The following is a 23811-nucleotide window of genomic DNA, read 5'->3' as shown; positions in this document are numbered from 1 at the left end:
GAATCTGCCGATACACTGTGGATGGAACCGGCTGATCCCAAGCCGGCGAATAGAGGGGTTCTGTATACAAAAAAAGCGCGTCGTTGCCGAAAACTGTCGGAACTTGCGTTCTTTCAGGCCATCGTTGTATACAGGAACGGAGTTGGAAGTATACCGACACGAGGAAACACGATGGCTGCTTCATTCCCCATGAATGCCTGGTACGCGGCGGCTTGGGACGCCGAGGTCAAGCAGGCCCTGCTGCCCCGCACCATCTGCGGCAAGCATGTCGTGATATACCGCAAGGCGGATGGTACGATTGCCGCGCTCGAGGATGCCTGCTGGCACCGCTTGGTGCCGCTGTCCAAAGGCCGGCTGGAAGGCGATACCGTTGTCTGCGGCTATCACGGTCTCAAGTTCAGCCCGCAGGGCCGCTGCACCTTCATGCCGTCGCAGGAGACCATCAACCCCTCCGCCTGCGTGCGCGCCTATCCCGCCGTCGAGCGTCACCGTTTCATCTGGCTGTGGATGGGCGAGCCGGCGCTCGCGGATCCCGCCGATATTCCCGACATGCACTGGAATCACGATCCGGCCTGGGCCGGCGACGGCAAGACCATCCAGGTCAAGTGCGACTACCGCCTGGTGGTCGACAACCTGATGGACCTGACGCACGAGACCTTCGTGCACGGCTCGTCGATCGGCAATGACGCCGTGGCGGAGGCGCCGTTCGACGTCACCCATGGCGAGCGCACCGCGACCGTGACGCGCTGGATGCGCGGCATCGAGCCGCCGCCCTTCTGGGCCAAGCAGCTCGGCAAGCCCGGTCTCGTCGACCGCTGGCAGATCATTCGCTTCGAGGCGCCGTGCACCGTGACCATCGACGTCGGCGTCGCGCCGACCGGCACCGGCGCGCCGGAGGGAGACCGCTCGCAGGGTGTCAACGGCATGGTGCTCAACACCATCACGCCGGAGACCGACAAGACCTGCCACTATTTCTGGGCGTTCGCCCGCAACTATCAGCTCTCCGAGCAGCGGCTGACGACCGAGATCCGCGAAGGCGTGTCCGGCATCTTCCGCGAGGACGAATTCATCCTCGAAGCGCAGCAGCGCGCGATGGACGAAAATCCCGGACGTGTTTTCTACAACCTCAACATCGATGCAGGGGCGATGTGGGCACGGCGGATCATCGACCGGATGATCGCGCGTGAAACGCCGCTGCGCGAAGCCGCGGAGTAGTTGGAATGCCTGAGCGTGAGACCGATCGCTCGATTTCGCAGACCGTACGCGCGCAGCTCACGCTGCGCGACCTGATCCTCACCGGCGGCCTGCGCCCGGGTGAGCGCATCTCGGAGCTGCAGGCGGTGGAGGCTGCGGGCGTCTCGCGCACGCCGGTGCGCATGGCGCTGGTGCGGCTGGAGGAGGAAGGGCTGCTGGAAGCCATTCCGTCCGGCGGCTTCATGGTCAAATCGTTCTCAGAGCGCGACGTGCTCGACTCCATCGAGGTGCGCGGCACGATGGAGGGGCTTGCGGCGCGGCTTGCCGCCGAGCGCGGCGTCTCCGTGCGCGACACCGAGCCGATGCGCGAATGCTTGGCCCAGATCGACGAACTGATCGCGCCGGCGGAAATCTCGTTCGATGCGTTCTCGGCCTATGTCGCGCTCAATGCCCGTTTTCACGCGCTGCTGGCCGAATTGTCGCGCAGCCCGCCGGTCATCCGTCAGGTCGATCGCGCCAGCGCACTGCCGTTCGCTTCGCCGAGCGGTTTCGTGATGGCGCAGTCGGCGTTGCCGGAGGCGCGGCACATCCTGGTGGTCGCGCAGGAGCATCATCGCATCGTTCTCGACGCGATCGAGAACCGCGAGGGCGCGCGCGCCGAGAGCATCATGCGCGAGCATGCGCGGCTTGCCGCCCGCAATCTGCGGCTCGCCGTTAAGGCCCGCGGTCCGATGGATCTCGTGCCGGCCGCCGTGCTAATCAAGACGATGAGCTCGAACTGAGGGAGACGGTCATGCGCTTCCAGGACAATTGGTCGCCCGCGACGCTGGTGGCGACGCGCGATCTCGCGCCGGGCATTCGTGAGTTTCTCTTGCGACCCGACGGCTACGTCTGTGCGCCTTATCCGGTCGGCAGCCATATCAAGGTCAACGTCCTTGTCGGTGGGCAGCCGGATGTCCGCTCCTATTCGCTGGTCGGCGAGGCGGACCCGCGGGGCTACCGGATCGCGGTGCGCTTTGCGGAGGATTCGCGCGGCGGCTCACGCTATCTGTGGTCGCTGCAACCGGGCGCGCGTATCGAGGTGGCGAGCCCGACCTCGCTGCTGCAGGTCGGCTGGCAGTATCAGCATTATTGTCTGATCGCCGGCGGCATCGGCATCACGCCGCTGGTCGGCGCGGCGCAGGCGCTGCTCCGCAAGACGCCGAACGTCTCGCTGCATTATGCGGTGAGATCGCACGGCGACGCCGCCTATGCCGACGAACTCTCGAGCCTGCTCGGCGACAGGCTGTCGGTCTACGCGGCCGACCAGGGGCTGCGGCTTGATCTGCCCGCTCTGTTCGCCGGCCTGCCGCAGGGTACGGCGGTGCTGTTCTGCGGCCCGATGCGGATGCTGGATGCGGCGCGCAGCGCGTGGGCCGCCTGCGGCCGTTCGGCGGCGGATCTCAGCTACGAGACCTTCGGATCATCGGGCCGTCTGGCGACCGAGCCGTTCAAGGTTCGCCTGCGCGGCAGCAGCGAGGAGATCGTGGTGCCGCGCGATCGCTCGATGCTCGACGTGCTCAATGCCGCTGGCCACGAGGTCATGGCCGATTGCCGGCGCGGCGAGTGCGGCGTGTGCGCCATCGACGTCGTCGATGTCGAGGGTGAGATCGATCATCGCGACGTGTTCTTCAGCGACGAGCAGAAGCACCAGAACCGCAAGCTCTGCGCCTGCGTGTCGCGCGCCCATGGCGTCGTCACGATCGACACACTGGAGCGCGCCGACGCGGTGTGAGGCTTGGGCGTGAGGCCTGGGTGTGAGGCTTGGCGGGCTATTTGTCGGTCAGGCTGACCGGCATCGGCGCCTGCGGCTTGGCCTGGGACCTCCGGCCGCTCTGCTCCGCCGCAAGGGCGGCGCGCGCAGCCTTGAGGCGCGCATCGGTCTCCTTGTCGGCGAGCAGCGCGTCGGTGAGATCAGCCTCGGCGATGTGGGCCGCCTCGGCTGCCGCCTTCGCCGCGGCGATGTTGGCGGGGGTCGGGTTGGCCTTGGCCAGCGCATCGGCGGCGTTGCGCTCGGCCACCGCCTTCTCGTTGGCCGCCAGCGCGGCGTCGAGATTGGCGTCGGCAACCGTCTCCGCGGCATCCGCGGCGGCGAACGCCGCGGCAGCGGGGCTGGGCGGTGGCTTGGTCTTGGCCGTCCGCTCCTGAGTTGGCGGCGTCTTGCTCACCGCCTGCGGAGCGGTTTGCGTCTGCTGCGGCACGCGCGTCGGGGCGGGTTGTTGGATGGGGGGAGGCTGCAACGACGGCATCGTCGGCACGAGATCCAGCGGCACCATTCGCGCAAACGAGCTGCGCGCATCGCGCAGCAGGCCGCCCATGACGTTCTCGATCGGATCGGCGCTCGCCGTCCCGCTGCACGCGCAGCCGAACAGAGCGATCGCGCCGGCGACGTGTTTCGATGTGAAGCAGACGGCCATCAGAGCCTCCATCCCGCCAAGATCGGCCCAGCCGACCTCCTGCGTTCATCGCCTGCCTTATTCCGCGAATGGGGACGCAGGGTGGCGCTGCCGTGGAGACGATCGCCCGATATGCGCCGCGTCTGCCACATTGAACTTTCAGGTGAGCTCCTCGCGCACCCGCGCCGCCGCCCCGCACATCGCCTTCAATTTCCCGAACGCGGTGGCGCGCGGCAGATATTTCATGCCGCAGTCCGGCGCGACCACCAGCCGCTCCGGCGCCACCACTTTGAGGCCGTTCCGGATCCGCTCCGCGATTACGGCGACCGTCTCGACCTCGGGATCGCCGAGATCGAGCACACCGAGCACGATGGTCTTGGCCGAGAGATCCTTGAGAACGCCAAGATCGAGCCGCGGCTGCGCCGCCTCGATCGAGATCTGCGTCGCGCAGCACTCGGCCAGCTCGGCGAGAAAGGGATATCCGCTCGGCTTGCTGGAGCTTGGCACGATGGCGGCATAGCCGAAGCAGACGTGGACGATGGTGGGCACCGTAATATGATCGAGCGCGCGGTTGATGGCCTTCACAGCATAGCGCCGCGCCGCCTGCGGATTGCTGCGCACCCAGGACTCGTCGAGCTGGATGACGTCGGCGCCGGCCCGTTGCAGGTCGCGGGCCTCGGCATTGACCACCTCGGCAAACGCCATCGCGACCGCTTCGTCGTCGTGATAGAAATCATCCTGCGCCTGCTGGCTCAGGGTGAAAGGGCCCGGCAGCGTGATCTTGGCCGCCCGCGCCGTGTTGCGGCGGAGGAACTCCATGTCCCGCAGCTCGACGGGGTATCTGCGCCGGATCGGCCCGACGACGCGCGGCACCGGCGTCTTGTTGCCGGCCGGCGAGATGATGATCGCGGGATTGTCCGCATCGATCCCGTCGAGTGCGGTGGCGAAGCGGTTGGAGTAGCTCTCGCGGCGGATCTCGCCATCCGAGATGATGTCGATGCCGGCCTGTTCCATGTCGTGGATCGCGACGATGGTGGCGTCGTCCTGGGCTTCCTCGAGCAGCGGGCGCTGGATGCGCCACATGCCCTGCAGCCGGATGCGTGGAATGGACTTGGCGAGCATGGCGCGATCGACCAGCCAGTCGGGCTGCGGATAGCTTCCGACCACGGTGGTCGGCAGGAGATGTCGAGGCAGGTTCACCACAATGGTCCTCCGCAGTCCGACTCGATTTGTAGTAAGTTAGCAGACAAGGCGCCCGGCATGGCCACGCAACCTAGCGTTTGGTTTGTCTTCGGGGCGTCAGGAAAATGAGTAGTATTTTCCGCAGTTTGTGGCTGGGCGGGAAACGCCGCGAGGAGAAATGACCCGACGACACATCCTGACCCTCAACGCGGGTTCTTCGTCGATCAAGTTCGCATTGTTCGAAGAGCAGGCCGCCCCAGCCGAAACCCTGCGGGGCCAGATCCAGGGGCTCGGTGGCGCAACGCCGCATCTCCGAGCCATCGCCGGCAGCGGCACGCTCGTTGACGAGGCGGTGGATGCGGCGAGAGCGACCGGTCACGAAGCGGCGCTGGCGGTGGTGATAGACCTCCTGCAACGGGCTGTCGGCCGCTCCGCCGTCGACGCCATCGGCCATCGCATCGTTCATGGCGGGTTGGAATTCGCGCAACCGGTCGTGATCACCGATGATGTCATGGGGCGTCTGGAGGCTCTCAATCCTCTGGCGCCGCTGCACCAGCCGCATAATCTCTCCGGGGTTCGCGCCGCCCATCGCGCCTTTCCCGATGCCTTGCAGGTCGGATGTTTCGACACCGCGTTTCATCGCTCGCATCCCTGGGTCAACGACACCTACGCGTTGCCGCGCGAGCTCTATGAACAGGGCGTCCGCCGCTACGGCTTTCACGGGCTGTCCTACGAGTACGTCGTCTCGCGACTGAAGGAGATCGCGCCTGATGACGAGAAGGGCCGTGTGGTCGTCATGCATCTCGGCAACGGCGCCTCGATGTGCGCAATCCGCGATGGACAGAGCATCGGCTCCTCGATGGGCTTCACCGCGCTCGACGGCCTGCCGATGGGCACGCGCTGCGGACAGCTGGACCCCGGCGTCGTGCTCTATCTGCTGCAGGAGAAACGGATGACGGCGGAGGCGATCGGCGATCTGCTCTACAATCATTCGGGACTGAAGGGGCTGTCGGGGCTGTCGCAGGACATGCGCGAATTGGAGGCGGCGGGAACGCCGCAGGCGATGCAAGCGATCGACTATTTCGTCGACCGGATCAGGCGCGAACTCGGCGCCATGACCGCTGTGCTGTCTGGCCTCGACGCGGTCGTGTTTTGCGGCGGCATCGGTGAGCACGCCTGGCGGATTCGCGAGCGCGTCTGCCAAGGCTTCGATTGGCTCGGCATGGCGCTGGACAACAGCCGGAATCGGGCCGGCGAACCCGCGATCTCGTCCGCGGATTCCCGCGTGCGCGTGTTCGTGGTCAACACCGAAGAGGAGATGATGATCGCACGGCACACGGCGGGGCTGCTCGCCGAGCAGCGCAAGGATTGAGACGGAGCACCAGACCTGCTGATTTGCCGCTTGCATGTCCCGGCGTTCTGGTATCATCCAGGATGAAAGACCAAGAGAGCCGGGCAGGGAACGATGGAAGGCAGCGTGGCGTCGCGTGACGCAGACCTGGAGTTTGACTACGTCGTGGTCGGTGCCGGCTCGGCCGGCTGTGTTCTTGCCAACCGGCTCAGCAGCGACGGCAGGCACAAGGTGCTGCTCCTCGAAGCCGGCCCGAAGGACACCAACATCTGGATCCACGTCCCGCTCGGCTACGGCAAGCTCTTCAAGGAAAAGACCGTCAACTGGATGTACCAGACCGAGCCCGAGCCGGGTCTCGACGGCCGCTCCGTGTTCCAGCCGCGCGGCAAGGTGCTGGGCGGCTCCAGCTCGATCAACGGGCTTCTCTATGTCCGCGGCCAGCATGAGGACTACGACCGCTGGCGGCAGCGCGGAAATGTCGGCTGGGGCCATGACGACGTGCTGCCCTATTTCAAGCGGGCGGAAAATCAGTCGCGTGGCGGTGACGACTATCACGGCGTCGGCGGGCCGCTGCCCGTGTCCGACTGGCGCCACGAGGACCCGCTCTCGGAAGCGTTCGTGAAGGCGGCGGTCGAAGCCGGGCTGCCGTTCAACGCGGACTTCAACGGCGCGAGCCAGGAGGGCGTCGGGTTCTTCCAGACCACGACCCGGCGCGGCCGGCGCGCCAGCAGCGCGGTGTCCTATCTGCGGCCGGCGCTTGGCCGCAGCAACCTCCACGTCGAGACCGATGCGCTGGCGCAGCGCATCCTCTTCGAGGGACGCCGGGCGTCCGGTGTCACGTTCAGCCAGCGCGGACGGCTGCGGACAGCGCGGGCCCGCAAGGAGATCCTGGTCTCGAGCGGCGCCTACAATTCGCCGCAGCTGCTGCAATTGTCCGGCGTCGGTCCCGGTGAACTGCTGCGGCAGCACGGCATCGACGTGGTGCTCGACGCTGCGGGGGTCGGCAGCGACTTGCAGGACCATCTCCAGGTGCGCATCGTGATGCGATGCAGTCAGCGCATCACGCTCAACGACATCGTCAATCATCCCGTGCGCAAGGTGCTCGCCGGCGCCCGCTATGCCGCGTTTCGCAAGGGACCGCTGACGATCGCGGCCGGAACGGCTGGAGCGTTTTTCAAGACCGATCCTCGGCTCGCGAGCCCCGACATCCAGATCCATTTCATCCCGTTCTCGACCGACAAGATGGGCGAGAAGCTGCATGCCTTCTCCGGCTTCACCGCCTCTGTGTGCCAGCTCAGGCCCGAAAGCCGCGGCTCGCTGCGGATCAAGAACGCTGACCCGGCCGTGCCACCGGAAATCCGCATCAATTATCTCGCCAGCGAGACCGACCGGCGGGCCAATATCGATGGCTTGCGCATCCTGCGGAAAATCCTGGCGGCTCCCGCGCTGAGGCCGTATGTCTCGGATGAAGCCTTTCCGGGGTCCAAGGTCGTGAGCGACGACGATATCCTGGCCTATTGCCGGCAGACCGGCAGCACGATCTATCATCCGACCTCGACCTGCCGGATGGGGACGGATGCTCTGGCCGTGGTCGATCAGCGCCTGCGCGTGCGCGGCATTGACGGGCTGCGGGTCGTGGACGCCTCGATCATGCCGGATCTGGTTTCGGGCAACACCAATGCGCCGGTCATCATGATCGCGGAGAAGGCCTCCGACATGATCTTGCAGGACGCGCGCTGACGCAGGAATGAGTTCGTGACACGTTTCCGGATCGGTACCCGCAAGAGCACGATGGCCCTGGCGCAGACGGAGGAGATCGCCCGCCGGCTGCAGGCGGCGATCCCGTCGCTCGAGATCGAGATCGTCAAGTTCGAGACCACCGGCGATTCCGACCAGACCAGCAAGCTGTTGACCCATGGCGGCAAAGGCGGGGCGTTCGTCGCCGAGATCCGGCGGGCCATGCTGGATGGCAAGCTGCATGCGGCGATGCATTCGCTGAAGGACATGCCGGGCAATGAGGAGACCCCCGGCTTGGTCATTGCCGCATTGCTGTCGCGCGATCCGCCGGGCGACGTGCTGGTGCTGCGCAAAGGGCTGTCGCTGGACGACTTTCGCAAGGACGGGGGCCGCGGTTTCAAGATCGGTACCAATGCGGTGCGTCGCGCGGCCTATGCGCGGCGGCTGTTTCCGCACGCCGAGCTGATCCATTTCCGCGGCGCGGCCGACACCCGCATTCGCAAGCTCGACAATGGCGAGCTGCAGCGGCTGCCCGATGGCGGCGCGGTGGGGCCTGCCGATGCGCTGATCATGGCGCGGTCCGGGCTGGAGCGCGTGGGCCTGTCGGAGCGCACGTCCTATGAATTTCCTGTCGCCGACATGCTGCCGGCGGCCGGGCAGGGCATTGTCGCCGTCGAGTGTCCCGCGGCCGACTTCGAAACCCGGCGCATCCTGGCGACGATCGACGACCCCGCCGCGCGGGCCTGCGCGGATGCCGAGCGCGAGGTGCTGTGGGTGCTCAATGGCCACTGCAACTCGCCGATCGCCGGCTTCTCGACCATCGAGAACGGCCAGATGACCTTGACCGCCTCGGTGCTCGACGAAGATGGCGGCCACTTCATCGAGGCCCAGCGCGCCGGTCCCGCTGATCGTCCGCGCGAGCTCGGCCGTGCGGTCGGGCTCGAACTGCTTGGCAATGGCGCGGCTGCGCTGATCGAGCGCAGCCGGCCGCGTTAGTCCGTCATTCCTTATAGGCGCGCACGCGCTTGAGCATCTGCTCGACATGGGCGATGGGCGTCTCCGGCGTGATGCCGTGGCCGAGGTTGAAGATGTGGCGGCCGCCTGCATAGCTCGCCAGCACGTCGTCGACGGCCTGGTCGAGCGCCGCGCCGCCGGTGATCAGCGCCAGCGGATCGAGATTGCCCTGCACCGCGACCTTGCTCTGCACCCGCTCGCGCACCAGGCCCGGCTCGGCCGTCCAATCGATGCTGACGGCATCGACGCCGGTCTCGGTGACATAGCCCGGCAGCAGCGCGCCGGCGCCGCGCGGAAAGCCGATGATCTTGGCGTCCGGCCGTACCTTGCGCACGCCCTCGACGATGCGCCGCGTCGGTGCGACCGACCAGCGCGCAAACTCGCGCGGGGACAGCACGCCGGCCCAGGTGTCGAAGATCTGCAAGGCGTCGGCGCCCGCATCGAGCTGCTTCAGCAGATAGGCGATGGAGCTGCCCACCAGAGCATCGATGATCTTCTGAAAGGCATCGGGATGCCGATAGGCGAGCAGCCGGGCCGGCGCCTGGTCGGGCGTGCCCTGGCCGGCGACCATGTAGGTCGCGACCGTCCACGGTGCGCCGCAAAAGCCGATCAGCGCGGTGCTCTGCGGCAGATCGCTGCGGACGCGGCGCAGCGCCTCGAACACGGCCTCGAGCTTGGAGAGATCGGCCTCGCCGGACAGGGTTGCGATCTTCTCCGGCGTGTCGAGCGGATCCAGCCGCGGGCCTTCGCCGACCTCGAAGCGGACGCTGCGTCCGAGCGCGTGCGGGATCACCAGGATGTCGGAGAAGATGATCGCGGCGTCGAAGCCGAACCGCCGGATCGGCTGCAGGGTGACTTCGGCGGCGAGCTCCGGGTTGAAGCAGAGATCGAGAAAGCCGCCGGCCTGGGCGCGGACCTCGCGGTATTCCGGCAGATAGCGGCCGGCCTGCCGCATCATCCAGATCGGCGGCACGCTCTGCCGCTGGCCGGCCAGCACGTCGATGAAAGGCTTGTTCACGGCAGTCTCACTCACGCTGGGGCTCCGCAACCCTGGGGGAACAGTTTACCGTCCGTGATACATGGCCGGGCGGTTCCGGCCAAGCTCCTATCGGTTCGGGACGGCCGGCGGCCTCCAGACGCACCCGCGGCAGCGCGACGCCCTCTCGATGCGGGAACACGCGTTTCGCCGCTGCGTTGTCGTCGCACAGGGAGATCGATCATGGCCGAGAAATTCAACCCCGCTCCGCACGACAAGCACGCGGTCGATCCGCGCGAGGCCGTTCGTCTCGACCGGGAGGCGAAGACGCAGCTCGACAAGGGACTGATGGACACGTTCCCGGCGTCTGACCCGGTTGCCATGCAGCAGCCTTCGACGACCCGCGTGAAAAGCGACGACACGCGCGCGCATGAGCCGCACGAGCCGTCGTTGTGGGACAAGGTGCGATCGGTGTTCGCGCGTTGAACTAACAGTCCTCGTTGCAGCGAACGACGCACGTTACAGGGCATAGTTCCGTAGTTGTACGGGCGTTGCCGTAGTCTTACGGTGTAGTTGGGACCGCTTCGGATCCGGCTCATTTCAGAGTTAAATAACGCGTCCGTGGGACTCTCCCGTCGTCCGGAGAGTTCCACGGAATGGACGTTGTTGCCACCAGACTCGATCGAAGCCGCCTGCCGATGTGGGCGGCAGGAGGGCTTGCGCTCGTCTGTGGCGCCATCCTGGCCTTCAGCGGCTGGACGGAGTGGGCTTCCCGAAATTCTGAAATGCGCAATGCCGAGACGGATCTCGGCAACCTCGCACGCTCGCTCACCCAGCATGTCGAGGACACCTTTGAGCTTGCGGATTCCCTGATGCGCGGCGTCGTCACGGCGCTCGAGACCGACGACGGCAAGCCGGGGGCGATCACCCGGTTGCAGACCATCCTGAAGTCCCGAAAAGCCACCCTCGGCCGTGTCCGCGGCGTCTTTGCCTATGACGAAAAAGGCGACTGGCTCGCGACCACCGAGGACGTCACGCTCACCAACTACAACAATTCCGATCGCGACTACTTCGTTCATCACCGCGTCTCGGCGGATCGTTCGCTGCTGATCGGCCGTCCGGTGCAGAGCAAGTCCGGCGGGCAATGGGTCATCACGCTGTCCCGGCGCTGGAATCATGCCGACGGCCGCTTCGGCGGCGTCGTGCTCGCCACCATCGACGTCGCCTATTTCGCCCAGTTCTATCGCCAGTTCGACGTAGGACAGCATGGCTCCATCAGCCTGGTGAGCCGCGACGGCGTCGTGCTCGCCGACAATTCCGAGCCCGATCCGAAGCGGCCCGGAGGCCCGGCCGTCGAAGCCATCCCATATCATCCGGCGGCGGGCCCGCTGTCGTTCCGCCGCTTCGGCGAGAAATCCGAGCGCATCGGATTCTACCAGCATGCGCAGCGCTATCCGTTCCTGGTCCTGGCCACGCGCACCGAAGCCGATGTGCTCGCGGCGTGGAAACGCAACGCGATCGTCCGGCTCTCGGTGCTGATGTGTCTCGTCGCGCTTGTCATCGCCATCGGCATCTTCCTCGTGAAGCAACTGCTGCAACGGCAGCAATTGGCCGCGGCGCTGGCTGCCAAGGAAGAGAACTTCCGGCTGCTTGCCGAGGGCTCCAGCGACATCGTGACGCGCATCGAGCTGGACGAATGCATCGGCTACGTCTCGCCTTCGACCATGCGCGTGCTGGGCTGGCATCCGTCGCAGCTGCTCGGCAAGCGCGCGATCTCGGGCGTGAACCCGCTGGACCGTCCGCAACTGCAGGAGATGCTCGACCAGATCAAGAAGGGCATCGTCGACGAGGCGCGCGCCACCTATCGGATGCGCCGGCGTGACAAATCCGAGATCTGGGTCGAGGCCACCATTCGCGCCACGCGTCAGCCCGACGGCACTCTCGACGGCTTCGTCGCGGTGACGCGCGACGTCACCCAGCAGAAGACGCTGCAGGGCCGGCTGGAGACGCTCGCGATCGAGGACGGCCTCACCGGTCTCGCCAACCGCCGCCGCTTCGACGAACGGTTGCTGGAGGAGTGGGGCAGGGCGTATCGCGAAAAGACCTCGCTGGCGCTGCTGATGATCGACATCGATCATTTCAAGGCCTTCAACGACACCTACGGCCATCCGGCCGGCGACGAGTGCCTGCACACGGTGGCAGGCATCCTCGCCGACGAGGCGCTGCGCAGTTCGGATCTCGTTGCCCGCTACGGCGGCGAAGAGTTCGCGATCCTGTTGCCGAACACCGATGCCGTGGGATGTGCGCGGCTCGGCGAGCGCATCAGAAGGGCGCTGCACGACGCACGCATCGTCCACGACCACAATCCGCCGGGCTTCGTCACCGCGAGCATCGGTGCGGCGGTCTGCCGGCCCGGCTTCGAACGGTCCGCGGGACCGGCCTCCTTGATCGAAGCCGCGGACCGCGCGCTCTACGCCGCCAAGGATGGCGGCCGCGACCGTATGGTCATGGCCGGCGAGGTGGTCGATCTGCCGGCCAGCAAGGCGCCGGCGACCGTTCCGGCCTGAGATCGCTGCGCCATCAATAGTGCGGCGGCGGCTCATTGCGCGGCCCCTCCGCGTTGCTCTGCGCGTCCTCGAGCTGCTCGACCAGCCGCGCGATCTGGCGCTTCAACGCGTCGATCTCGCGCCACTGCGCGGTGATGGTCTGATTGAGCGTCTCGATCGTGTCGTCCTGGAACGTCAGCCGCATCTCGAGCCGGTCGATCCGCTCCCCGACCTCTTCATTCGACGGCTCAGAGTTGCTCATCGCTCGCACCCTCCACATGACCGGGCTCGACGGCACCGGGCTGCTGCCGCAAGCCATGGCCGAGCGCGACGCGCTCGTCGAACACGAAGCAGCCGCCGCGCCACCGGCTCTCGGCCTCCGGGATCTCCTCGAGATATTTCAGGATGCCCCCCTTGAGGTGGTAGACCTCCGAGAAGCCGCGCGCCAGCAGCAGCGCGCTCGCCTTCTCGCAGCGGATGCCCCCGGTGCAGAACATCGCGATCCGCTTGTGGCTGGCGGGGTCGAGCGCGCGGGCGGCGAAATCCTTGAATTCGCCGAAACTATGCAGGCCGGGATCGACGGCGCCTTCGAACGTGCCGATCGCCACCTCGAACGCATTCCTGGTGTCGAGCACCAGCGTGTCGGGCGCTGCGATCAGCGCGTTCCAATCGGCGGGACTGACATAGGTCCCGACCTGGCGGGTCGGGTCGGCGGCGGGATCGCCGAGCGTCACGATCTCCCGCTTCAGCCTGACCTTGAGGCGCTGGAACGGCATTGCTGCGGCGGTCGAGAACTTCAGCTCCAGATTGTCCAGGCGCCCTGCGAACAGTTCGCCTTCGCGAAACTCGGTGACCAGCGCGTCGATCGCCTCGTCCGTCCCGGCGACGGTGCCGTTGATGCCTTCCTCGGCCAGCAGGATGCTGCCCTTGATCCCGCGGGTGGCGCAGAACGCGGCGAGAGGCGCGCGCAGGTCGCGGAAATCGGGCAGGGCAACGAACTGATAGAAGGCGGCGACGGCGAGGGGCATGCGGCCGTTTACCAGCAGAGCTGACCATAGAAAAGCTGGTATCCCCGGGCATTGCCGAGGCTGGAAAGAATGTGCGATGTAGCCTGCCAGCACTGGTATTCCAGCCACCTCCCGATCACGCAGCGAGCCACGATGAGAAGCTTCCATTTCCCCGGCAGGTCCACGGTCCACGCCCAGAACGGAATGATCGCCACCTCTCACCCCCAGGCGGCGCTGGCCGGCATCGAGGTGCTGCGCGCCGGCGGCACCGCGGCCGACGCAGCGGTGGCGGCCTGCGCGCTGCTCGGCGTCATCGAGCCGCAATCGACCGGCATCGGCGGCGACTGTTTCGCGCTGGTGCAGCCCAAGGGCGAGGGCCGGATCATGGCCTATAACGGCTCCGGCCGGGCGCCCGCAGCGGCCACCGTGGACTGGTATCTCGAGCGCAAGATCCATTCGGTGCCGCTGACCTCGGCCCACGCCGTGTCCGTGCCCGGCGCGATCGATGCCTGGGCCCGCATCCTGCAGGATCATGGCCGGCTCGGCCTCGACCGGCTGCTGCAGCCTGCGATCCGCGCCGCCGAGGACGGCTATGTGGTGGCGCCGCGTGTCGCGTTCGACTGGAACAACCAGTTCGAGAAGCTCAAGAACGGCACCAACACGGCGCGCTACTTCCTGCCGCGCGGCAAGGCCGCCGTCGCCGGCGACGTGATCCGCCAGCCGGAGCTGGCGCAGACCCTGCGCGTGATCGCCAAGGACGGGCCGAAGGGCTTCTACACCGGCGCCGTCGCCGAGGACATGGTGCAGACGCTGCGCGGCATCGGCGGCCTCCACACGCTGGAGGATTTCGCCAATCACCAGACCGAGGTGACCGCGCCGATCGGCACCACCTACAAGGACTACGACGTCTGGCAGTGCCCGCCGAACGGGCCGGGCATCACCATGCTGGTGATGCTGAACATCCTCTCGCGCTTCGACCTCACGCGGATCGATCCGCTCAGCGTCGAGCGCTTCCATCTCGAAGCCGAGGCCGCGCGCATCGCCTACATGATGCGCGAGCAGCATATCGGCGATCCCGAGCACATGACCACCGAGGTCGCGAGCATCCTCGCCAAGGAATTCGCCGACGAGTACATCTCGCAGATCAGCCTGGAGAAGCTGCTCGACCTTCCCAATGTCGCGCCGCCGATGAACCCGGAAACGGTCTACATCACCGTGGTCGATCGCGACCGCAACGTCTGCTCCTTCATCAACTCGATCGCGCATTCGTTCGGCTCGGCGATCGTCTCCAACGAGACCGGCGTGCTGCTGCAGAACCGCGCCGGCGGCTTCCGCATCCAGCCGGGCCATCCGAACTGCATCGGCCCGGGCAAGCGTCCGCTGCACACCATCATCCCGGCGCTCGCCACCAGGGGCGGCCGCGCGCAGATGTCGTTCGGCGTCATGGGCGGCCAGTATCAGCCGGTCGGCCAGACCCGCGTGCTGACCAACATCCTCGACTATGGCTGCGACGTGCAGGAAGCGATCGATATGGCGCGCGGCCTGCATTACGAGGGCGTCTATCAGCTCGAGGACGGCGTGCCGGCCGACGTGGTCGAAGGCCTGCAGAAGATCGGCCACAAGACCGCCAAGGTGGTGTCGCCGCTCGGCGGCGGCCAGGCGATCTGGATCGACTGGGACAAGGGCACGCTCACCGGCGGCTCCGATCCGCGCAAGGACGGCTGCGCGCTGGGGTATTGAGGCGGTCACGCCGGCAGCTACAAACTCCGCTGTCGTCCCGGCCTTGCGCCGGGACCCATACCCCCAGGGAGCGGTTTGAGGCAGGCTGGTCATTGGCTTTTGTGCCCATCACCTCTGCTGCGGCGTATGGATCCCGGATCGGCGCCATGCCGCGCTCGCGCGCGCCATGGCTTGTGCGGGACGACGGCTGTGGGGGCGGCGCATTCACGGTTCAAACAGCTCTGAGATCGGGGACGTGTCATCGCATCCTCGCGGCGCATCGCGCCCGAGGTCTGCACTGAGTTCGTCCCTCGCAAGCATGCAGAGGGCGCAGGGAATGCCGGGTGACAGCCTCACCCATGGCCCGCCTGCGGAAAGAATGCAGGCGGCAGGTACCACAGGCAAAGCCGAAACACGCCGGCATTCCCTGCGCGATGGTCTTCACGCTTATACGCAGTCTCCCTGGTGCGCCGGCTTGTTGGCCACCATTCGCGACAATGCGCTCTCACGCATTGCGCGGGACACCAGCTTCGGGGTGTCAGGACGCTGCGACTTCACGTCCGCGACAGATCGTTCGTCCGCGCCTTCGTCGAGAAGACGCTGCGATCTCTCGTGGCCACCGCTCCCCGCCTCGCGTGTCGTGACGATCGCGCGCTACGCCCCTACTGCAGTGAGGCGGGATGCGCGCATACAATCATGATTTCCGATAAAGCGCAAGATGATTTTATTTATCGGAATGTTCGGCAGGGCGCGGCTTGCTCCGGCGCAGGCTGGTCAGCCGCGGCGCCTTGCGCTAAACCCCGGCTCCCGTAACCGAGCAGAGGCAGTCTGGACACATGCGGCGTCCGATGACGAGAAGAGTTGCGCTGATGGCGGCGGTGTCAGCCGCGGCCGGCGCCTGGCTGGGCTCACAGCGAGCCTCGGCGCAGACCAGTTCCCAAACGACAGGAAAGACCATGACCACTCCCTCCGGACTGCAGATCATCGACACCAAGGAAGGCACCGGCGCGACGCCGAGCCGCGGCCAGACCTGCGTCATGCACTACACCGGCTGGCTGTACGAGAACGGCCAGAAGGGCAAGAAATTCGACTCCTCGGTCGATCGCAACGAGCCGTTCGAGTTTCCGATCGGCATGAAGCGCGTCATCGCCGGCTGGGACGAGGGCGTCGCCACGATGAAGGTCGGCGGCAAGCGCACGCTGATCATTCCGCCGGAACTCGGCTACGGCGCACGCGGCGCCGGCGGCGTCATCCCGCCGAACGCGACGCTGATGTTCGACGTCGAGCTGCTGGGTGTGAAGTAAAGGCGTGCGCCTTGCGGCTCATGCTGGTTAGCCATGACGAGCAGATAGCGCGGTGCTCATGACTGTGCCCTCTCCCCTTGCGGGAGAGGGCATGTAGGACAGAGCGGCATACTTAGTTGGGTGAGGGGTATCTCTCCACGAGTGCTATGCGCCGATAGATACCCCTCACCCAACCGCGTGCTTGGATAGGCCGTACATGCCCTCTCCCGCAAGGGGCGAGGGCACTGCATCGGGCAGTCGATCGCAGCGATCTTGCGCAGCAGGATCAAATAGGCGGTGGGGCGCGCCTTTGCCCACCATACTGTTCGTAACCAACAACGCGCAAAGCCGGCCCCGTGGGGAGCCGGCTTTTTGATCTCGCAACTACGCGTTCAGCGACGTTTCATCAACACGCTGCCGCGTTCACCTCACTCAGAGGTTCTTGTTCGCAGCGCCGGCGGCGGTGTTCACCGCGTCCTTGGTGGCCTGCTTGGCATCGCCCAGCGCCTGCTGGCCCTTGCCCTTCACTTCCTGAACGGCGCCTTCGCCCTGCAGGCGGTCGTTGCCGGTGGCTTCGCCGATGCCCTGCTTGGCCTTGCCGATGGCTTCGTTGGTGGCGCCCTTGATCTTGTCCATGGTCGAACCCATAGCGTGTCTCCTTGTGTCTGTGTGAACTGTGCGGGGTCAACGCGGGCATCGCGAAAAGGTTCGGCGGGAACCGCAATGGCATCGCCGCGGCATTTCGACTAGGATGCGCCGGTTCCCTTTGAACGACCACGGAATCCGAGAAGAAGAAAAATGTCAGGATCTCACGACCACGCGCACGGCCATTCCCATGATCACGCTCATGATCACGCTCACGATCACGGCGACGAGCGCTGGAAGCACGACGGCGTCCGCGTCATCCCCGGCAATCAGCTCGATGGCAACGTGCCGTCGACACCGGGCATGGACCGCAAGGCCGCGATCAATTTCGCGCGCGTCGGCGCGCAGAAGCTTTGGGCCGGCACCGTCACGATCCGGCCGGACGCCAAGACCGGCGCGCATCATCATGGCCATCTCGAGAGCGTGATCTACGTGGTGAAGGGCAAGGCGCGGATGCGCTGGGGTGAGCAGCTGCAGTTCACGGCCGAAGCCGGTCCCGGCGACTTCATCTTCGTGCCGCCCTATGTGCCGCACCAGGAGATCAACGCCAGCCCCGACGAGGTGCTGGAATGCGTGCTGGTGCGCAGCGACGGCGAGGCGGTCGCGATCAACATCGACATCGAGCCGGTCGAGAAGCCGGAGACGGTACTGTGGATCGATCCGGTGCACCGCGATCCCGCCGAGACCAAATCCTGAATCCAACGAAAATGGCGGAGCCATCTCGCGATGGCTCCGCCACATCGGGAGCGGCTGTACCGCTCCCTCACGCGCGGATCAGGGGCGACTGTCGCGCGTGTCTCGCTGCTGCTCCTCTCGCAGGATCGGCTCGATCGTTTCCGATCAGGCCGCCTCGTCCGCGCGCCGCCACACCGGAAACGGATCCGACAGCCGCGCCCACGCCGCGACCTCCATCGCCGGCTTGCCGGGCAGCAGGCAGGCGTCCAGCCGCGCGCTTAGGCCGCTTTCGTCCATGTTGCTGCCGATGAACACGATCTCCTGGCGACGGTCGCCGTAGACCTCGTCCCAGCGCTGCAGCATGCGCGTGCGCCAGGACGGGTCCTCCGGCCATAGTTTCTGCGGGACCGATGCCCACCAGAAGCCGAGCGCGCTGGTGCGCACGATGGCGCCGGCCTGGCTGATCTCTCCCAGCCATTGCGGCCGCGTCGCGAGCCAGAAATGCCCCTTGGCGCGGATCACGCCCGGCCAGGGCTCGCGCAGGAACTGGTTGAAGCGCGTCGGGATGAACGGCCGGCGGGCGCGATAGACGAAGCTGGTCACGCCATAGGTCTCGGTCTCCGGCGCATGGTCGGCGAAGCCGTAGAGTTCATTGTACCAGGCCGGATGCTGCTGGGCGCGCGCGAAGTCGAACCGTCCCGTCGCGAGCACACGTTCGAGCGGCACGCGGCTGTGGCTCGCCTCGATCACATCGGCATCGGGATTGAGCGAGTGGATGATCTTGCGCGCGACATCGCGCTGCTCGGCGCTGGCGTCGTCGATCTTGTTCAGCACGATCACGTCGGCGAATTCGATCTGCTCGACCAGAAGATCGACCAGCGCACGCTTGTCGCCTTCCAGCGCCTCGCCGCGCTGGGCGAGAAAGTCGGAGGAGCCGTAGTCCTTGAGCAGGTTCACGGCGTCGACGACGGTGACCATCGTGTCGAGCTGCGCGACGTCCGACAGGCTCATGCCGTGCTCGTCGCGGAAATCGAAGGTCGCGGCGACGGGAAGCGGCTCGGAAATCCCGGTGGATTCGATCACGAGATAATCGAAGCGGCCGCTTTCGGCGAGCGCGCGGACCTCCTTCAGCAGATCATCGCGCAAGGTGCAGCAGATGCAGCCATTGGTCATCTCGACCAGCTGCTCATCCGTCCGCGAAAGATTGGCACCGCCATCGCGAACGAGGTCCGCATCGATGTTCACCTCGCTCATGTCGTTCACGATCACCGCCACCTTCAGGTTCTGGCGGTTGTTCAGGATATGGTTGAGCAAAGTAGTCTTCCCAGCCCCGAGGAAGCCGGACAAGACCGTGACGGGGAGTTTGCGCATCGAGATCGAACAGCCTCTTCAGCGGGAGGGGGCGGTGCCGGCGGACAGGCATGCGGCCTCGTTTGTGATGTTATAACGTAACATCAACTGAAATGACTGGGAGTGTCAAGGGGAGGGGGAGGTGACGAAGGCGTGAGCGGGGCGGAAGGCAGAACGCGGTGGTCGAAGGCGCGGGAGCGGAGGCGTCAACGGGTGTCCAGGGGGAAACACAGGGGCTGACCCAAGCGCGGCTGCCCTCCCTCTCCCCGTTCTTACGGGGAGAGGGTCGGGGTGAGGGGCAGCCACACGGGCAGACTTAGTTATTAGGACAAGTCCCTGCTCATCGCGCAGTTACTGCCAGAATTTTCGACCACCCGTTCCGCTGCCCCTCACCCCAGCCCTCTCCCCGTAAGAACGGGGAGAGGGAGCGCAGCGCCGTCGCGGTGATAGCTCGGGTCTCATTGTATGGGCCGGCCATCGCCAGCACGTCTCGCGCCAACTACTTCGCCAGATACGCCGTCCCCGCCGGGCCGTTCGACACCGACATCCCCAGCGCGCCGGGCGCGATGCTCCAGTTGGTCTGGTTCAGGATCAGCGTGTTGAACACCATGGTGACGCTGTTGCTGCTCATGGTCGAGACCGAGTTGATGGTGACGTTGCGGCTCGGCAGATACATCAGGCCGGTGTAGGACGAGCTGCTGCTGCCGTTGATCGGCAGGTTCGTCGCCGACAGGCCGCCCGGCTCGTAGATCAGGATGTTGGCGTAGGTGCCGGTGGTCGGGGCCGACAGCGTGGCGTTGACGTTGCCGTTGAAGGTCAGCGTGGCGTTCTGGTCGACGAGATAGAAGGTGACGCCGTTGCCCGTGACCGTCCAGCCCGAGTTGAAGGTCATCGTGCCCTTGATGACGTAGAGGCCCGGATTGAGCGTCAGCGTGCCCGAACCGTTGAAATTGGTCGAGCCGCAATAGACGCCCGCACTCAGCGTGACCGAGCCGGGATCGTAGACCTTGTTGTTGGTCGTGCACGACCCCACCGTGACCGTGGGCAGCTTGCCGGCGAACGGATCGCTGATCGCCGCGCAGCCGGTCTCGACCGGCGGGGTGACGCCGCCGTTCTTGGTGACGTTGGTGCCCTTGACGCAGATGCGCTTGGCATTCAGCGTGGCGTTGAACATCGCCGCCGGGCTCTGCGTCGACAGCACGTGCACCTCGCAAGCGGGCGCATTGAGCTGGGCGCCGGAATTGACCAGCAGCGATTGCGAGTTCAGCGTGCTCACGAGCAGGATGCAGACCGGCGTCTTGCTCTGGGCGCCGGCCTTTGCGGTGGCCGAGGCAGTCACGCCGAGCGACGAGGTGCCCATCACGTTGAGGAAGGAGGTCTTCACCGTCGCCGTTGCGGTGCCGGTGAGCGTGCCATCCTGGTTCGCCGTGAAGGTGGCCGAGGTGGATGTGCCGAAGCGGTCGGAGAAATCGCCCTTGAACACCGCGTTCGCCGTCGTGACCTGTTGCGCGCTGGGCTGGACCACGCCGGCGAGCACGGCGGCATCGACGGCCTTCTGCAACTTGGTCTTGGTGTCGCCGGACTTGCCGAAATCGACGGCGGCGCCGATCGAGATGATGATCGGGATGATGGCGATGGCGAAGATCATGCTGATCTGGCCGTCGCTGGCGTGCCAGAAGCGGAAGGAGAGTCTGCGAAGAGCTGCGGGCGAGATCGTTACGGTCATGTGCGGCGCTTCCTGAATGTGTGCTGGCTCCGCACCAGGAAGTGACGGCGAGACATTACTGCGATCTGAATCCGGTTCCATAAAGGAACCGCGATCGATGAGCGGGAGAATGCAAGGTTATTAGTCTATTCCTGGGATCGCCGAGAGCCGGCCGTTCGCACCTCCCGCAGGTAGCAATGAGAAAGATTGCTTTTATTCGTCGGTGTCGCCGGAGCAATTTTTAGTTGTGAGATCGCGAAATACGCGCGCGGTCTCACCGCGGCGGCGCGCGCCAGATCCGGCTCGCGGGCAGAACCAGGCTGCACACCAGCGCGTACACAGCCAGTGACAGTGCAACCATCGCGGCCAGCGAGCTCATGCCGCCGCCGAGCACCACGATGGCAACATAGCCGCCGCCCGCCGCGATCAGGATGCGCAGGATCGAGCCGATGAACGGCCACAGCACGTGGCCGGCGCCCTGGCCGGCAAATGCCAGCACGAAGCCGAAGCCGAGGGCGGCGTAGGCGGGCGCGACGGTGCGCAGATAGATCGCGCCGTCGCGCAGCACGTCGGCATCGCCGCTGAACAAAGTGAGCCAGAGCGGCGGATGCAGCGCCACGATCATGCCGATGCTCCCGACCAGCAGGGCGCCGGCCGATGCGCTGAGCCAGGCGATGCGGCGGGCGCGGGCGCCCTGGCCGGCGCCGATGTTGATGCCGACCATCGTCAGGGTCGCTGTGCACAGACCGAACAGAATCGGGATCATGATGTAGTCGAGCCGCGAGGCGATGCCGTAGGCGGCGAGCTCCGAGGTGCCGAAACGGCCGGCCAGCGCCGTCACCAGGATCACGGTGAGATTGACCAGGACGGCGTTGAGCGCGGTCGGCAGGCCGACCTTGAGGATGTCCGCGAACAGCCGGAGCTGCAGCGGCGCGACGCGGACATGGAGGGTGGAGCGGCCCGAGGCCATGTAGCGGACCAGCACCAGCATGGCGCCGCAATAATATAGGCCGAAGGCGATGCCGGCGCCGGCGATGCCGAGGCCCGGCAGCGGCCCGAGGCCGAAGATCAGGAGCGGCGAGGCCGGGATCATCAGGACCGCGCCGATCAGCGTGACCAGGGCAGGCACCCGCACATTGCCGGCGCCGCGCAGCCCCGCCGCCTGCAGATTGACGATCCAGACGGGGATCGCGCCGGCGAACAGATAGTTGGAATAACGTAAGCCCGCCTCCAGCGCGCCATCGCGGCCGCCGAGCGCGTGATACAGCGCCGGGCCGAACAATGCGGTCGCCAGCGTGAACAGCGAGCCTGCGATCACCGCGAGCACGATGGCATGGAAGGCGACCGCATCGGCATCGGCGTTGCGCCCTGCGCCGATGGCGCGCGCGACCGCCGAGGAGACGCCGCTGCCGATGCCGCCATTCGACATCATCGTCATCAGCATGAAGATCGGGAACACTAGGGCGGCGCCGGCCAGCGCATCGGTGCCGAGCAGGCCGACATAATAGGCCTCGGCGACATTGACCGCGGTCTGCGCCACCAGCACCGACATGGTCGGCAGCGCCAGCCGGATCAGGGTGGGCAGGATCGGTCCGCTCAGCAGCGCTGCGCGCGCGGCGGCGGCCTTGGCGCGGGACGGGTCGGGCGGCGGGGCAGGCGGAGGCACGGGCGCAGCAGGCGCGGCGGGGATAGCCTCGGTCGAAACGTCCATCGTGCCTCCGCGCGCCCTGGCGATCTCGTCGATTTTGAATGACGATCATCATTCAATAGGGGCGTGGACGGGCGCCGGTCAAGGCGACGTCGGCGCAGAGCCATCATGATTTCTTGAGCGGGCCGGGGCTAGTAATGGATGCGCAGGCCGATGCCGCCGTGGATGGTGGTGCCGACCGGCTGCGGGCCGAGCGTGCCGTTGACGAACAAATCGGTGATCCACCCGTTCTGCAGGCGGAAGCCGAGCCGGCCGCCATATTCGAACCAGCCCTGGTTGCCCATCACAGGCGTCACCGTGCCATTGCCGGTAACGGTGGCGACGAGGCCGGACTTCGTCGCGAACGACTGCATGTAGCCGCCATTGATGTTGGCCTCGAGGCTGGAGCCGAACAGATGCGTCCACTGGCCGCCGACCTTGACCAGGCTGGTGCGGTCGGTGCCGCCGGCGATCGTGGCGTCGAACGGGTTGAAGGCAACGGCGGGGTCGCGATAGGCGGCCACGCGCTGCCACAGCTGCCAGAGCTCGACCGAGGCGGCAAGCTCGTCGCGCGGCGAGATCCGGCTGATCCAGCCGGCGCGGCCGTAGATTGCGTAGTTCGACGCCGTTGTGCTGCCGTCGACGCTGACATTGCCGAGGCTGGTGGCGTAGCTGCGGCCGTAGCGCACACGCTCATAGGGCGTCAGGATGGTGCCGATGTCGAAGAACGGCCGCGAGGAGCCCCAATCGGTGACGTCGTAGCGCAGCGCGAAGGCGCCGATCGGCGCCGAGGTCACGTGATAGCCGTTCTCGTTGTAGTGGGTGTAGGCGAGGCCCGCGAGCAGCGCGAGATTGTTGGTGAGCTGCTTGCGGCCATGAATGCCGGCCGAGAACGAGCCGGCCGAGCCGAACGCGCTGATGCAGTCGTTGCAATTGACCTGCTCGTTGACCCCGAGCAGCACCAGGCCGAGCACCCGGTTGGTGATCATCTGGTTGAAGCGCTGGTCGGCCAGGCCGTTGATCGAGCCCGCGCTGTTTCCCGCGCCGGTCGGCGTGGGCGTTGGCGTCGGCGACGCCGAGGGTGACGGCGTGGGTGTCGGAGTTGGCGTCGATGTCGGAGTTGGGGTAGGTGAGGGCGTTGCAGTGGGTGAAGGCGTCGGCGTCGGGCAGGCTGCCGCGGTGACGAAGTTCGTTGCGCCGGTGCAGCTCTGAGCCGCCGCGGGCGCCGGCTGCATGACGAGCGCGAGCCATCCGCCGGTCACGGCGAGCAGCAGCGCGGCAACCTGGGCCAGGGGCGTCCTCATC

22 protein-coding genes are annotated in these 23811 nt (G+C 66.4%); 11 read left to right on the top strand and 11 right to left on the bottom strand.

The window, feature by feature from the left end; translation table 11 throughout:
* Positions 1–171 precede the first annotated feature (171 nt).
* The 3 genes from NLR35_RS08730 to NLR35_RS08720 are packed head-to-tail and all read left to right on the top strand — an operon-like array spanning position 172 to position 2968.
* Complete coding sequence (locus tag NLR35_RS08730) at positions 172–1215, top strand: aromatic ring-hydroxylating dioxygenase subunit alpha (RefSeq protein WP_257166130.1); 1044 nt, start codon at positions 172–174, stop codon at positions 1213–1215.
* Positions 1216–1220: 5 nt separating this feature from the next.
* A complete protein-coding gene (locus tag NLR35_RS08725) occupies positions 1221–1976 on the top strand; it encodes a GntR family transcriptional regulator (RefSeq protein WP_257166128.1) in 756 nt (251 codons plus the stop codon).
* A gap of 11 nt (positions 1977–1987) precedes the next feature.
* The gene (locus NLR35_RS08720; protein ID WP_257166127.1) at positions 1988–2968 is read left to right on the top strand and encodes a PDR/VanB family oxidoreductase; all 981 of its coding nucleotides are present in this window, start codon (positions 1988–1990) and stop codon (positions 2966–2968) included.
* 37 nt (positions 2969–3005) lie between these two features.
* On the opposite strand, the gene NLR35_RS08715 is transcribed toward NLR35_RS08720, so the two are convergent.
* Together NLR35_RS08715 and NLR35_RS08710 are read right to left on the bottom strand one after the other, a co-directional pair.
* Complete coding sequence (locus NLR35_RS08715) at positions 3006–3650, bottom strand: hypothetical protein (protein ID WP_257166126.1); 645 nt, start codon at positions 3648–3650, stop codon at positions 3006–3008.
* 138 nt (positions 3651–3788) lie between these two features.
* Positions 3789–4823: a cobalamin-independent methionine synthase II family protein gene (locus tag NLR35_RS08710; RefSeq protein WP_257166170.1), complete on the bottom strand. Its 1035-nt coding sequence runs from the start codon at positions 4821–4823 to the stop codon at positions 3789–3791.
* A gap of 166 nt (positions 4824–4989) precedes the next feature.
* Here NLR35_RS08710 and NLR35_RS08705 point away from each other — a divergent pair, with 166 nt between their 5' ends.
* The 3 genes from NLR35_RS08705 to hemC all read left to right on the top strand — a co-directional run bounded on the left by NLR35_RS08705 (position 4990) and on the right by hemC (position 8895).
* Complete coding sequence (locus tag NLR35_RS08705; RefSeq protein ID WP_257166125.1) at positions 4990–6183, top strand: acetate/propionate family kinase; 1194 nt, start codon at positions 4990–4992, stop codon at positions 6181–6183.
* A 93-nt stretch (positions 6184–6276) separates the two neighbouring features.
* A complete protein-coding gene (locus NLR35_RS08700) occupies positions 6277–7902 on the top strand; it encodes a GMC family oxidoreductase (protein WP_257166124.1) in 1626 nt (541 codons plus the stop codon).
* A 15-nt stretch (positions 7903–7917) separates the two neighbouring features.
* Positions 7918–8895: a hydroxymethylbilane synthase gene (gene hemC / locus NLR35_RS08695; protein ID WP_257166123.1), complete on the top strand. Its 978-nt coding sequence runs from the start codon at positions 7918–7920 to the stop codon at positions 8893–8895.
* Between the two features lie 4 nt (positions 8896–8899).
* Here the strand turns inward: hemC and hemE are convergent, their stop codons facing one another.
* Entirely contained in the window at positions 8900–9931 is a 1032-nt protein-coding gene (gene hemE, locus NLR35_RS08690; protein ID WP_257166169.1) for a uroporphyrinogen decarboxylase, read from the bottom strand.
* 201 nt (positions 9932–10132) lie between these two features.
* On the opposite strand from hemE, the gene NLR35_RS08685 reads away from it, so the two are divergent.
* Positions 10133–10375: a hypothetical protein gene (locus NLR35_RS08685; protein ID WP_257166122.1), complete on the top strand. Its 243-nt coding sequence runs from the start codon at positions 10133–10135 to the stop codon at positions 10373–10375.
* Positions 10376–10545: 170 nt separating this feature from the next.
* Positions 10546–12456, top strand: a complete 1911-nt coding sequence (locus NLR35_RS08680; protein ID WP_257166121.1) for a diguanylate cyclase — start codon at positions 10546–10548, stop codon at positions 12454–12456.
* Between the two features lie 13 nt (positions 12457–12469).
* Here NLR35_RS08680 and NLR35_RS08675 read toward each other — a convergent pair whose 3' ends face one another.
* The 3 genes from NLR35_RS08675 to NLR35_RS08665 are packed head-to-tail and all read right to left on the bottom strand — an operon-like array spanning position 12470 to position 13657.
* On the bottom strand, positions 12470–12697 hold the full coding sequence (locus NLR35_RS08675) for a SlyX family protein (RefSeq protein WP_257166120.1): 228 nt from the start codon (positions 12695–12697) through the stop codon (positions 12470–12472).
* On the bottom strand, positions 12684–13463 hold the full coding sequence (locus tag NLR35_RS08670) for a rhodanese-related sulfurtransferase (protein ID WP_257166119.1): 780 nt from the start codon (positions 13461–13463) through the stop codon (positions 12684–12686). Before NLR35_RS08670 ends, NLR35_RS08675 begins: the two co-directional genes overlap by 14 nt.
* 8 nt (positions 13464–13471) lie before the next feature.
* A complete protein-coding gene (locus tag NLR35_RS08665) occupies positions 13472–13657 on the bottom strand; it encodes a hypothetical protein (protein WP_257166174.1) in 186 nt (61 codons plus the stop codon).
* Here NLR35_RS08665 and ggt point away from each other — a divergent pair.
* Complete coding sequence (ggt, locus tag NLR35_RS08660) at positions 13596–15182, top strand: gamma-glutamyltransferase (protein WP_257166118.1); 1587 nt, start codon at positions 13596–13598, stop codon at positions 15180–15182. The two genes, NLR35_RS08665 and ggt, sit on opposite strands and share 62 nt — an antisense overlap.
* An 848-nt stretch (positions 15183–16030) precedes the next feature.
* Positions 16031–16465 carry an FKBP-type peptidyl-prolyl cis-trans isomerase gene (locus tag NLR35_RS08655; RefSeq protein ID WP_374940800.1) on the top strand — a complete coding sequence of 145 codons (435 nt, stop codon included), beginning with the start codon at positions 16031–16033 and terminating at the stop codon, positions 16463–16465.
* A gap of 411 nt (positions 16466–16876) precedes the next feature.
* Here NLR35_RS08655 and NLR35_RS08650 read toward each other — a convergent pair whose 3' ends face one another.
* Positions 16877–17092 (bottom strand): CsbD family protein, encoded by a 216-nt coding sequence (locus NLR35_RS08650; RefSeq protein ID WP_170323310.1) that lies wholly within the window; start codon positions 17090–17092, stop codon positions 16877–16879.
* Positions 17093–17242: 150 nt separating this feature from the next.
* Between NLR35_RS08650 and NLR35_RS08645 the strand changes: the two genes are divergently transcribed.
* Positions 17243–17785 carry a cupin domain-containing protein gene (locus NLR35_RS08645; protein WP_257166116.1) on the top strand — a complete coding sequence of 181 codons (543 nt, stop codon included), beginning with the start codon at positions 17243–17245 and terminating at the stop codon, positions 17783–17785.
* A 144-nt stretch (positions 17786–17929) separates the two neighbouring features.
* On the opposite strand, the gene zigA is transcribed toward NLR35_RS08645, so the two are convergent.
* The 4 genes from zigA to NLR35_RS08625 form a co-directional block, all read right to left on the bottom strand.
* Positions 17930–19135, bottom strand: a complete 1206-nt coding sequence (gene zigA / locus NLR35_RS08640; protein WP_257166115.1) for a zinc metallochaperone GTPase ZigA — start codon at positions 19133–19135, stop codon at positions 17930–17932.
* Positions 19136–19613: 478 nt separating this feature from the next.
* On the bottom strand, positions 19614–20840 hold the full coding sequence (locus tag NLR35_RS08635; protein ID WP_257166114.1) for a pilus assembly protein TadG-related protein: 1227 nt from the start codon (positions 20838–20840) through the stop codon (positions 19614–19616).
* Between the two features lie 253 nt (positions 20841–21093).
* Complete coding sequence (locus NLR35_RS08630; protein WP_257166113.1) at positions 21094–22530, bottom strand: MATE family efflux transporter; 1437 nt, start codon at positions 22528–22530, stop codon at positions 21094–21096.
* A 128-nt stretch (positions 22531–22658) separates the two neighbouring features.
* Complete coding sequence (locus tag NLR35_RS08625) at positions 22659–23810, bottom strand: hypothetical protein (RefSeq protein WP_374940797.1); 1152 nt, start codon at positions 23808–23810, stop codon at positions 22659–22661.
* Between the last annotated feature and the right edge of the window lies 1 nt (position 23811).

This window comes from Bradyrhizobium sp. SRS-191 (assembly GCF_024586915.1).
Classification (GTDB): Bacteria; Pseudomonadota; Alphaproteobacteria; order Rhizobiales; family Xanthobacteraceae; genus Bradyrhizobium.
The sequence above is the reverse complement of the archived record's forward strand: the minus strand, read 5'-3'. Positions and strand labels throughout refer to the sequence as shown.

Coding starts and splice junctions, on each gene's coding strand:
- NLR35_RS08655 (WP_374940800.1), top strand. CDS start 16,031: ATGGCGGCGGTGTCAGCCGCGGCCGGCGCCTGGCTGGGCTCACAGCGA.
- NLR35_RS08635 (WP_257166114.1), bottom strand. CDS start 20,840: ATGACCGTAACGATCTCGCCCGCAGCTCTTCGCAGACTCTCCTTCCGC.
- NLR35_RS08730 (WP_257166130.1), top strand. CDS start 172: ATGGCTGCTTCATTCCCCATGAATGCCTGGTACGCGGCGGCTTGGGAC.
- zigA (WP_257166115.1), bottom strand. CDS start 19,135: ATGCGCAAACTCCCCGTCACGGTCTTGTCCGGCTTCCTCGGGGCTGGG.
- NLR35_RS08675 (WP_257166120.1), bottom strand. CDS start 12,697: ATGAGCAACTCTGAGCCGTCGAATGAAGAGGTCGGGGAGCGGATCGAC.
- ggt (WP_257166118.1), top strand. CDS start 13,596: ATGAGAAGCTTCCATTTCCCCGGCAGGTCCACGGTCCACGCCCAGAAC.
- NLR35_RS08725 (WP_257166128.1), top strand. CDS start 1,221: ATGCCTGAGCGTGAGACCGATCGCTCGATTTCGCAGACCGTACGCGCG.
- NLR35_RS08680 (WP_257166121.1), top strand. CDS start 10,546: ATGGACGTTGTTGCCACCAGACTCGATCGAAGCCGCCTGCCGATGTGG.
- NLR35_RS08700 (WP_257166124.1), top strand. CDS start 6,277: ATGGAAGGCAGCGTGGCGTCGCGTGACGCAGACCTGGAGTTTGACTAC.
- NLR35_RS08720 (WP_257166127.1), top strand. CDS start 1,988: ATGCGCTTCCAGGACAATTGGTCGCCCGCGACGCTGGTGGCGACGCGC.
- NLR35_RS08670 (WP_257166119.1), bottom strand. CDS start 13,463: ATGCCCCTCGCCGTCGCCGCCTTCTATCAGTTCGTTGCCCTGCCCGAT.
- NLR35_RS08715 (WP_257166126.1), bottom strand. CDS start 3,650: ATGGCCGTCTGCTTCACATCGAAACACGTCGCCGGCGCGATCGCTCTG.
- NLR35_RS08645 (WP_257166116.1), top strand. CDS start 17,243: ATGTCAGGATCTCACGACCACGCGCACGGCCATTCCCATGATCACGCT.
- NLR35_RS08625 (WP_374940797.1), bottom strand. CDS start 23,810: ATGAGGACGCCCCTGGCCCAGGTTGCCGCGCTGCTGCTCGCCGTGACC.
- NLR35_RS08650 (WP_170323310.1), bottom strand. CDS start 17,092: ATGGGTTCGACCATGGACAAGATCAAGGGCGCCACCAACGAAGCCATC.
- NLR35_RS08705 (WP_257166125.1), top strand. CDS start 4,990: ATGACCCGACGACACATCCTGACCCTCAACGCGGGTTCTTCGTCGATC.
- NLR35_RS08685 (WP_257166122.1), top strand. CDS start 10,133: ATGGCCGAGAAATTCAACCCCGCTCCGCACGACAAGCACGCGGTCGAT.
- NLR35_RS08630 (WP_257166113.1), bottom strand. CDS start 22,530: ATGGACGTTTCGACCGAGGCTATCCCCGCCGCGCCTGCTGCGCCCGTG.